Here is a 10856-nt window from a genome sequence, read left to right on the forward strand (position 1 = left end):
TATCACCAACTGTAAGAGTCTTATCTGTTGCGTTAATCACTGGTGCTGCATTTATAGGTTCCATCTTTGGATTTACTGTAACAATAATAGTCTTTCTGCTTGTTGCACCCTTTCTGTCTGTTACCTTGTAAGTTACTTCGTACTTACCAGCAACATTTGTGTTAACATCGTTCTTTTCAACGATAATCTCATCAGTTAAATCTCCATCTTCAGCGTCTTCAGCAGTTGCATCAGCTCTTTCATCAAATGTATCACCAACTGTAAGAGTCTTATCTGTTGCGTTAATCACTGGTGCTGCATTTATTGGCACCCAGTTCATAACCCAAGTTGCATTGTAAGTGATGCTCTTTGTAACCTTTTCTTCAACTGCAGGTGACCATCCAGTGAATGTATAATCTGCTCTTGTAGGTGTTCCATAAAATTCAGGTGTTATTGTACCTACTACTAAATTAGGATGTACCTGATCTTTAAATACTTTACCATCAACGCCATCAGTATAAGTAACTGTGTAACGTGACTTGATTCCTGTTGCACCTGGAATTGGGAATTTAACTTTACTTCTATCAGGCATAGCAATATATGTTTTACCATTTAATGGATAAACTTTTCCTTCTTCAAATTCAGGATCATCAGCATCTAATGTAACATAGTATTCTAACTCATAAGTATAATAAGTCTGAGTACCTTCTGTTGTAGTCGTTGCATTTGCAAGTTTCCACTTAAAGCCACTTGCATCTTGCGTAACAGATGGAGATGGAGGTAATTGACTTACTGATACAAATGGAGCAGTTTCATCAAATACTTCTAATTCTTCACCAGTAATACCAGTTGTAACTTTTACAGAAATAGCCTTAAATACTTTAGTTAAATTATCAGTTTCACTTGAATCATATGCTGTATCAAGACTTGTTGCGATATTGCCTTTTAAGAATTCAGAAACTGTAGGACCATTTTTATATGTTTTATCTTGGGCTGCACCATAACATACTGTATAAACTGTAGATTGATTTCTTAAAAGCCTAGCACTTTCAGATGTTGCTTCAGCAGTTTTTCTACTACCTTTTCCACCATCACCAGCTAAATCATAATTTCTGCCATCAATTTTGACATGTGTATGTAAAAAAGAGAAAAATCCACCTTCACAATCTTCAAGATAATAAGTAGGCGTTCCATCACTCAATACTACTGTATTTCTGTTGGCTTTTTGAATTTCTTTCACGTCATCTTTTAAGAATAAAGATGTAGCTTGTTTAATACCAGCATCTAGGTTTGTTCCACCACCAGCCCTTAGATTATTAATTGCTCTAAATGCATTGTTTTTACCATTAGCAGAAGAGACATCAGTCCAGTTCAACGCTACTTCAACACCGTCTGAAAAATCAGCGATTGCAAGATAACGTCCAACATTTTCATTATCACCAGCATATGACTCCACAAACGCATTTGCTGCTGCTTTTAAGTTTCTAATACGATTGCCCTTCATACTATTTGAAGTATCCACTACAAGAACTGTAGCTGACGCTCTGGTAAAAGTTTCAACCTTCTGTTTAGTAACAACCTTTAATTTCATCTTATAAGTGTTGTTACCTTTTGCTTCAGCTGTTTTATCAACTGAATGAATAGCTTCTGGCAGGGTCTGATCTAATTCACCTTGAACCCACTGACCAGAATCGTTATAATAACCGTTCGTCACAGCGTTATGAGTAGTAAGAGCATTTGCATTTATAGGTACTAATGAAATACTCATCATCAATGCTACTGCATAACTCGTGAATTTCTTGACATTCATAGTTCTTTCCCCTTTCTTCAACTTTTAATTATTCGTTTATAATTGTATAAACACAATCACATGAAGTGCGCTTTTTAATATCTGACTATCTAGTTAGTTTGTTATTAGCAAAAATAAATTATTCTATAACATTCATATCATAAGTTTTATATTTATGTTTCGCATCTCACTAGTTAAAGTATTTATCATTATAAATTAATATGTTTTGAAAAAATCTTTAATCTCATTATCTTAGTCATTCATATTAAATTTGAAATGTTCCTTTTTAACCTTTAAAGCTTTTTTGCCACTTTATCATATCAATAATTATAGAAATAAGAGAGCATAGTAATATATGATTCAACTGTGCACTTATGCAATTGATAACACAATCATTTGCAAACAATCACATAAAATAGACGATTAAAAAAATTTATTCCTCCTTCCCTTATATACCATTTCCAAAATAACACTTTTTAATTGCCTATCACTTTCTATAAATTTAGTAAACGATAACGGTTACATTTTCAATGCCAATTACCCTATAGACTGTACCATATTTAGGTATTTGTGACATGTAATAATTAATTATGAGGTTGTTTTGTTGGAATAATACAAATATGTAAGTGTATACGCTTACATATAATGTTTACATAATACTGTATTTGTAAGTGTTTAAGGATAGAACCACAAAAAACGACATGATTAACATGTCGTATTGGACTACTTTGTTATGGATCTTCCAATGATACAAAAAAAGTGACAGTGCAATATACATTTTGTATTTCTTGCCTGCCACTTTTTTCTTGACTCCTACACTTTATCTTTAATTGTCTTCTCTACTTCAATAATACGTCTACCAATTCTCTTTGTTTCTATTTTTTTATAAGCTTCTAAACAAGGAATAAATTCCTTATTGCCTTCTTTCTCAATAATATCAAGTATACGTAAAATAACCTTTCTATTTACTTTGATCAGTTTATGAATGACACGCGGTTTATTTTCTTTTACATCCAAGCAGAATTGTTGATATAATTCCTGAGCATATGTTTCCTTCTCTATCTCCCATCCTTCATCAGAAAATACCAGCAATGGAAGACGTCCATCATATTTAATTTGAAGATAATCTTCATCAATCATCCAATCAATATAATGCATAATATCAGCTAATTTCATATCATGATAATAGCCATAAGCAGGACATTCATTTAGTTTAAGTTCTAGTACCTTCTTATCCTTAGAACCTTTTAATATCTTAGCAAGCATATTTCTTCCTGCTTTCATAATACATGTATCAGCAGCTCTTAAGATCATCTTGATATCTTTTGGAGATAATTCTTTTACATTACCTGTATCAAGAACGACAGGTATTCTATTAACTCTTCTACTCATTGGTTATCTCCTCGCTTTCATGTAAAAATATTACCACCATCTCTTACACTATTCAAGAAAACTAATAAAGCTATAAAATGAGATAAAACCCCCTACATACATAGGAGGCTTCACTTTACTTTCTATTAATATAACAACCACAAGGCATATCAGCTACTTCTTTAATAGAAGGATCTAATGCATAGACTTCTTCTAGAGATACAATTCTTGCATCATCCATAGAATGTTCTTTATCACATAAGAACTGCCACATACCATCTTCATCATGAGTTATATAAGTAATAGCTCCTTCTTTATTTAGTACATGATTGCATACTATGCAGGCAGTATGTGGATCATCATCAAATGGGAATTTCATATCATTTTTCTCCTTCTTTTAATTTGTAGATTGAATACGACTTATTATTATTTGATCTTTCGTTTACATATTGTATTAAACTTTTTTCAATATCACCATTGTTCTTTGCTAAATAGTCAATATTATAATCTCCTCTGTATTCTCCATAGAGACCAAATTTAGTAGAAATATCAGGACCAAAAGAACTATTTTCTTTAAAGAAATCTGAATCTATGTTTTCATAAAACATAAATACATAATCAACATTTTTATATGTCTCGTTCAATTTATAAACAAATACAAAATCATTCCAAACACCATTAGATTTGGTTGTCTTATCCTCCACAAGATAATAAGCACCTTTTAAACTATATCCCGATTTAATTCCATATTCTCCAACTATCTCTTTATTCGCATCACGTTTTGCATATTTAAATAGTTTTTCAATATTCTTCTTTCCAATATCAGATGGGTTTCTATAATTCTCAGTTAAACCTTTGATCGTAATAACTTTTGTTGGTTTATTCTCTTTGATTCCTAATTTCTGCGCATTTCTCTTATTAAAATTTGCAGTGACCTTTACCTTATCTCCATTTGAAAGATTATGCTCTTTGTTGTCTTTATAAGTAATAGTCGAATAGAACTTTGATAGCTCAGAATCTGTTGAATCATAGTCTTTTTTCATATAAGAATTGCTTAAATAAAGAGTTCCATCACTAGTTTTACCACTCACATCCATATATAATCCATCAAATAAATCAACATCTCCAACAAAATTATTATTGATTTTCGTTATAAGAACTGTACCTAAAGAACCTACTAAAATACTTACCACTATAATGATTATAAGATGTTACTTCTTAATTGTTATTGATTGATTTTCCATTTAATATCGCCTCTTTATTTACTCAACAATAAGATATTTTCGATGTGAGGAGTATGCGGGAACATATCTACTGGCTGCACGTCTATTGGCTTATACCCCTTCTCTACCAAATAAGTTAAATCTCTTGCCTGAGTCGCTACATTACATGAAATATAGACAATACGTTCAGGAGAGAGTGTAGTCAATCTTTCTAGGAATTCAGTAGAACATCCTTTTCTAGGTGGATCCACCATAACACAATCCACCTTTTCATGTCTTTCTACAAATTCAGTCATGAAATGACCTGCATCATCACATACAAATTCCGCATTTGTAATATGATTTCTTTCAGCATTCTCTTTTGCGTCTACAATCGCCTGTGGAACAACTTCTACACCGTAGACTTTCTTCACATGTTTCGCAAGAGTCAAAGAAATAGTACCAATACCACAATACGCATCAATGACTACATCAGTTGGTTTAAATTTCGCATATTCAATGGCCTTAGAATAGAGTACTTCTACATGTCTTGGATTAATCTGATAGAAAGACTTCATAGAAATCTTATAAGTATTTCCTAAAAGTGTATCTTCAATATACCCTTCTCCATATAGTACCTTTTCTTCTTCTCCTAGAATCACATTATCATGACGGGAATTAATATTTTGAATAATTGTACGTATTTCTGGATATTCATGAGTTAAAGTATCAATGATTTCATGGATATGTGGGATTTTCTTCTTATATGAGATAAATACAACCATGGCTTCATTCTTATGATAGCTTGTCTTAGTTAATACATGCTTGATATTACCTGTTTTAGTGAGTTTATCATAAGGCTGGATATGATATTTTTCAAATAATTCTTTAACACGTTTAATGACCTTATTAGAGAATTCATTCTGAATAAGACAGTAATCGTTATTAATGATATCGTTTGTACGTGCTTTATAGAATCCAGAGACAATATGTCCATCCTGCATTCCAAAAGGAACCTGTACCTTATTACGATAATGATAAGGGTCTTGATCCATCAAGCAATCATTGACTCTCAAATCCTGATGGGCAATCTTTAAGAATGTTTCTTTCACTCTATTAGTCTTAAAAGACTGTTGTTCTTGATCTGACATATGCATTAATGAACAACCACCACATTGTTTAAAACAGTCACATTTTGGCTCTATACGTTCACTAGAAGGTGTCTGTAGTTCTACTACTCTACCTACACAATAACTCTTAAGCACCTTAATAATCTCTATTTTAGCTGTTTCATGAAGTAATAGATTCTTCACAAAAATAGTTGTATTATCATGCTTTACTACACCTAAACCATCATGTGTATAATCGATGCACTCACCTATAAATTGATCTCTCTTATTCATACATATCCTCCTCACTTAAAAAAAGCGATTAAAAATCGCTTTTCATTTTATTGCTCTGTTGCTTTCGCTTTATTTGTTGTTTCTTGATCCTTTACAGATGCAAGAGTAAAGGCAATATCATCCTTACCTGCCTGTTTTGTACCATACATTGGGAAATCAGTATCGTTACCACCAGTTAAATAAAGGTTTACTTCATACTGTTTTACACCATTATGCTTATTAAGTAATTCTGTATAGTCAGATCCTTCATAAGCAGATTGACCACCTTTAGAATCAAGAATTTTTACAACATCTTTTGAAATTTCTTCAGCAGTTTTAACTGATGTACCATTAGTAAATTCAATATCCACCTTGAACTGCTTACATGCTGTTTCAATATTCATAGATGCAATAGAACTATGTTTAGATTTAGCTTCGTTGACTGTATCATCTAAGACACTCTTTTGAACTGTTACAAGTCCTTCACAACGATCACCATATATAGCTCCTTCATCCTTTAAAGCACTATATAAATAGATTCCAAGTGCAAGTACAAGTACTGCAACGATTCCAAGCACAATATATCTTGTTTTAATTTTCTTTTTTGACTTATTAGAAGGTTTTATACCCATTTCTTTAGGAGTAGGCTTCTTTTCAGCCTTCTTCTTAGGTGTCTGGATAACTACGTCTTCTTCATCATCAAAATGAAATCTTTCTTTGGACACATTAATCACCTACTTTACCCTTCTATTTTACCAAAGATATAAAGTAAAGTATAGTTATTTAATTCTTTCTTTAAGAAGTTCAACAAGTAACTTGTTAACCATACCTGGGTTAGCCTGTCCTCTAGACTTCTTCATAACCTGTCCTACTAAGAATCCTACAGCACGATCTTTACCATTCGCATAGTCTTCAATAGACTGTGGGTTGGCATCTAATACTTCATTCGCCATAGTTTTTAAAGCGTTAGGGTCAGAAATCTGTTTCATACCCTTTTCTTCAATGATCTTTTCAGGATCTTTATTTTCTGTCATCATTGGTTCAAAGACCTTTTTAGCCTGTTTAGAAGAAATAGTACCATCTTCAATAAAATTGATCAATTTAGCTAAATATTCTGGATTTAATTCAATATCATCATAAGACTGGTTGTTCTTATTTAAGAAAGCTAAAACATCACCTAATAACCAGTTAGAAGCATTCTTATAGTTCTTAGTATATTTGATTACTTCGTTGAAGTAATCAGACATAGACTTAGTAGAAACAAGAATCTTCGCATCTACCTTAGGAATACCATATTCTTCTTCATAATGTTTTTCTCTTTCTCCAGCCATCATAGGTAATTCATCTTTGATCTGTTCTACCCATGCATGATCTAATCTAATAGGTAAGATATTTGGTTCAGTATAGTACTTATAGTCTACAGCATCCCCTTTAGAACGCATCACTGTAGTCACTTTTTCTACTTCATCATATCTTCTAGTTTCCTGAAGAACTTCTCCTCCAGATTCAATGACTTCCTGCTGACGGCCTGCTTCATAATCAATAGCCTTCTGAACGTTGCTGATAGAGTTTAAGTTCTTGATTTCTGTACGTGTACCAAATGCTTCCTGACCAAATGGACGGATAGATACGTTAACGTCACAACGCATAGAGCCTTCTTCAAGCTTTGCATCAGATACTTCTGTATATAAGAATACCTGTCTTAATGCTTCAAGATAAGCACTTGCTTCTTTACCTGAACGGATACAAGGCTTAGTGACAATTTCAATTAGTGGGATACCCGCACGGTTGTAGTCAATTAATGAATAATCAGTTAAATGAAGCTGTTTAGCTGTATCTTCTTCCATATGTAATCTTTCGATATCGATACGCTTTTCTTCTCCATCTACTTCAATCATTAAATAACCATTACGTCCGATAGGTCTTTTATCCTGAGTAATCTGGAAACCTTTTGGAAGGTCAGAATAATAGTAGTTCTTACGGTCAAAGCATAGTAATTCATCGATTTCCATATGTAATGCATGACATACACGAATCGCAAATTCTACACCTCTTTTATTTAAACATGGTAATGTACCTGTCATACCCATGTCTACTTCATTAATCATTGTATTTGGATCTTCACCAAATGTAACTGGTGAAGCAGAGAACATCTTTGAATTAGTCTTTAATTCGCAATGTACTTCTAGCCCGATGACTCTTTCGTAATCCATCTTTAGTCCTCCCTCTTATACTGGTTCTTGAATCCTAATGCTTCTTCTAATGCATAGGCGCAGTTCAAGACAGTCTGTTCTTCAAAAATACGTCCTGAAATATTGACAGCGACTGGCATATTATCTACAAATCCAGAAGGGATAGAGATAGATGGTGTACCTGCAAAGTTGGCAAGACATAACCAGTTTTCAAGAATAATATATTCATCACTTAAATAATCTTCAGCTGCTTCATCAATTAAAGGTGCAACACCTCCGCCATTAGGTGCAATGATGATATCATAGTTTTCATAGATCTTATTTAATTCATCTACTACAAGTCTTCTTACTCTCTGTGCTTTTCTGAACATCTTTTCCTGATTTTCAGTTGCAAGAGCTAAGTTTCCAAGAATAAATCTTCTCTTAATATGATCACCAAAACCATCTGTACGAGAATTGATCATCACATCATCAGGTGTATCACCCTGCTGTCTATCACCATACTTAACACCATCTAAGCATGAATGGTTACTTGTTGCTTCTGAGTTGGCAATAATAGTATATGTAGGAAGTAATGTCTTCATGAGTTTCTTATCCATTTCAACATCTTCTACTGTTGCACCAAGAGACTTTAATGTTTCAACAACATTTTCAAAAATTTTCTTTACTTCTTCATTTCTTACTTCATTAGATACAGTTGTTAATACACCAATCTTTAAGTTAGAAATATCAGTAGTTAAGTTATCTAAGTAATGTGGTACTTCTCTATTTGATGAAGTCATATCACGATTATCTCTACCAGCTAATGCTTCAGTTACAATCGCCATATCACGTACATTTCTAGTAAATGCGCCAACATGATCTAAAGAAGATGCATAAGGAATAACACCATAACGAGAGATTCTACCCCAAGTTGGTTTAAAACCTACAATTCCACAAAAACCTGCTGGTTTTCTAATTGAGTCACCTGTATCACTACCAAGTGCAAATGGAATCAAACCACTTGCAACAAGTGCTGCAGATCCTCCTGATGAACCACCAGAAATACGTCTTGTATCCCAAGGGTTGTGTACTGGACCAGTTAAAGCTGATTTATTAGTACCACCCATAGCAAGTTCATCCATAGAAGCCTTACCTACTAAACTAACACCATGCTTATTTAACAAATCAACAACATGAGCATTAAATACTGGTACATAATCAGCTAACATCTTACTAGATGCAGTTGTCTTAATACCCTTAGTGTTGTAGTTATCTTTTAAAACATATGGAATATGTGATAAAAGATCATCAGTCATAGGAGCTTCAATAGCCTTATATGCTTCCTCTTCAGTAATAGTTACAAAGGCATTCAGTCTTTCCTGCTGTTTCTTTGCTTCTTCAAATAATTCTTTATAATATTCTTTTACATCTAACTCTCCACTTTTGAAAAGTTCATGTAATTCTTCAATAGTATGTGTCACCATTATCCTACCACCTTTGGAACTCTGATCTGATTACGCTGTACAGTCTTGCAGTTCTTTAATGCATCTTCTGTACTGATTACATGATTAGGTTCGTCCTCTCTTAAGAATGTTGTTTCAACCACATAAGGGAATGCGAGAGGTTCTACACCTTCAGTATCAATTTCATCAAGTGCCTGTACATGGCTCATGAATACTTCATACTGTTCTCTTAATGCTGGCATTTCTTCGTCAGTGATGTTGAACATGGTTTTTCTTCCTAGTTTTTTCAACATTAAATCTGTATCGTCCATAATTGACCTCCTACTGTTCTAATATAGATGTCTTTGCATCTTCACCTTTTTGTTTAATAATCACAGCCATCAATTCATCCTGTGAATACACAAGAACCTTAATATTAAAGTCCTGTGTGAATTTACTATTAATGTTATCAGCAATCACTGAAGTCAGATATAGTAATTCTGTATATGTCTTGATATTCAAGTGTGCTGTGATTTTCATTGTCTGGATCGTATCATCGATATAGTTGGCCTGCCCAACTAAACCGGCAGCTTCGGTAGAAGCTTTCTTCAAGTTAGACTTGATAGTTGCAAATTCTGATGCAGTGGCTGGGTCTAACTTAGTTGCACGAGTACTTGTAAAGTATACATTTTCATGATTCACATTCTTTAAAGTACCGACACTGCCACCTTCACAGAAAGATTCATAAATATAATTACCATTTGTTTCAGATATTTCATTATTATTCGCACGATAAATACCAATCATAACTGGAACATCTGCAAGTTTTTTCTTCTTTGAACGGATATATTTGTATGCTTTCTTAACACACTGCTGGGCATAGCTTCTTAACTTTTCATCACTTAAAGTAATTGCAGGAGAAGAAAGCTTTCCATCAATCTGTTCCTTAGGATCAAGAATAATAGCAACACTTATACCTTTCAAGGCATAACTAGAACCACTCTTCTTATAATAATCCTGTTCAGTGATATTAGACACAAGTACAGGGCTTTGCAAGCCTTCATATGTCTTACCACTTTCTATCTGTAATGTATCAGGATATTTCTTATCTTCTTCTTTAGTTCCTGCAGCGTCTCTTTTTAATAGATTATTGTAATCAGTTGGTGTTAATTGTAATCCTTCTGATAAATAATAATCATTTGTTGAGAAATGCTTTGTTGAAAGAATCTGCAATCCTGAACCAATAGTAACTAAATCCTTTGTATTACTGAAGTTTAAATAGAACTTCTCACTATTCTTAGAACGACCATTGTTGATCATGTTGTAGTAATTACCATCAAATGTCTTTGCAGATGATTCTTTTGTACTGTTTGATGTTTTTACAGTTTTGCTGGAGCATCCTGTCGCAAAAATAAGCATGATACTAACAAGAGCTTTTAATAATTTATTCATAGTCCGCTAGCCTGCCACTCAAAATGTGATTAAATATACTCACATCGAGATAATGTAAGTTCTCA

10 protein-coding genes are annotated in these 10856 nt (G+C 33.2%); all 10 read right to left on the reverse strand.

Annotated elements, in window-relative coordinates:
- The coding region (locus ACT8VG_RS03115) for a VWA domain-containing protein (RefSeq protein ID WP_444195181.1) at positions 1-1789 on the reverse strand (1789 nt) is incomplete at its 3' end.
- A gap of 792 nt (positions 1790-2581) precedes the next feature.
- Complete coding sequence (locus ACT8VG_RS03120; RefSeq protein ID WP_217106798.1) at positions 2582-3160, reverse strand: RQC-minor-1 family DNA-binding protein; 579 nt, start codon at positions 3158-3160, stop codon at positions 2582-2584.
- Between the two features lie 115 nt (positions 3161-3275).
- The gene (locus tag ACT8VG_RS03125; RefSeq protein ID WP_217106799.1) at positions 3276-3518 is read right to left on the reverse strand and encodes a hypothetical protein; all 243 of its coding nucleotides are present in this window, start codon (positions 3516-3518) and stop codon (positions 3276-3278) included.
- Between the two features lies 1 nt (position 3519).
- A complete protein-coding gene (locus tag ACT8VG_RS03130; protein WP_217106800.1) occupies positions 3520-4332 on the reverse strand; it encodes a hypothetical protein in 813 nt (270 codons plus the stop codon).
- 65 nt (positions 4333-4397) lie between these two features.
- Positions 4398-5744: a 23S rRNA (uracil(1939)-C(5))-methyltransferase RlmD gene (gene rlmD, locus ACT8VG_RS03135; protein ID WP_444195182.1), complete on the reverse strand. Its 1347-nt coding sequence runs from the start codon at positions 5742-5744 to the stop codon at positions 4398-4400.
- A 47-nt stretch (positions 5745-5791) separates the two neighbouring features.
- Positions 5792-6448, reverse strand: coding sequence for a hypothetical protein (locus ACT8VG_RS03140; RefSeq protein ID WP_444195183.1), 657 nt, complete (start codon positions 6446-6448; stop codon positions 5792-5794).
- A gap of 54 nt (positions 6449-6502) precedes the next feature.
- Positions 6503-7936, reverse strand: coding sequence for an Asp-tRNA(Asn)/Glu-tRNA(Gln) amidotransferase subunit GatB (gatB, locus tag ACT8VG_RS03145; RefSeq protein ID WP_022424718.1), 1434 nt, complete (start codon positions 7934-7936; stop codon positions 6503-6505).
- 2 nt (positions 7937-7938) lie between these two features.
- Complete coding sequence (gene gatA, locus ACT8VG_RS03150; protein ID WP_444195184.1) at positions 7939-9381, reverse strand: Asp-tRNA(Asn)/Glu-tRNA(Gln) amidotransferase subunit GatA; 1443 nt, start codon at positions 9379-9381, stop codon at positions 7939-7941.
- Positions 9381-9671 (reverse strand): Asp-tRNA(Asn)/Glu-tRNA(Gln) amidotransferase subunit GatC, encoded by a 291-nt coding sequence (gene gatC, locus ACT8VG_RS03155; protein ID WP_006506605.1) that lies wholly within the window; start codon positions 9669-9671, stop codon positions 9381-9383. Before gatC ends, gatA begins: the two co-directional genes overlap by 1 nt.
- A gap of 10 nt (positions 9672-9681) precedes the next feature.
- A complete protein-coding gene (locus tag ACT8VG_RS03160; RefSeq protein ID WP_187012677.1) occupies positions 9682-10791 on the reverse strand; it encodes a CamS family sex pheromone protein in 1110 nt (369 codons plus the stop codon).
- Positions 10792-10856 lie beyond the last annotated feature (65 nt).

The sequence above is a fragment of the Catenibacterium sp. genome (assembly GCF_052354645.1).
Classification (GTDB): Bacteria; Bacillota_I; Bacilli_A; order Erysipelotrichales; family Coprobacillaceae; genus Catenibacterium; species Catenibacterium mitsuoka_A.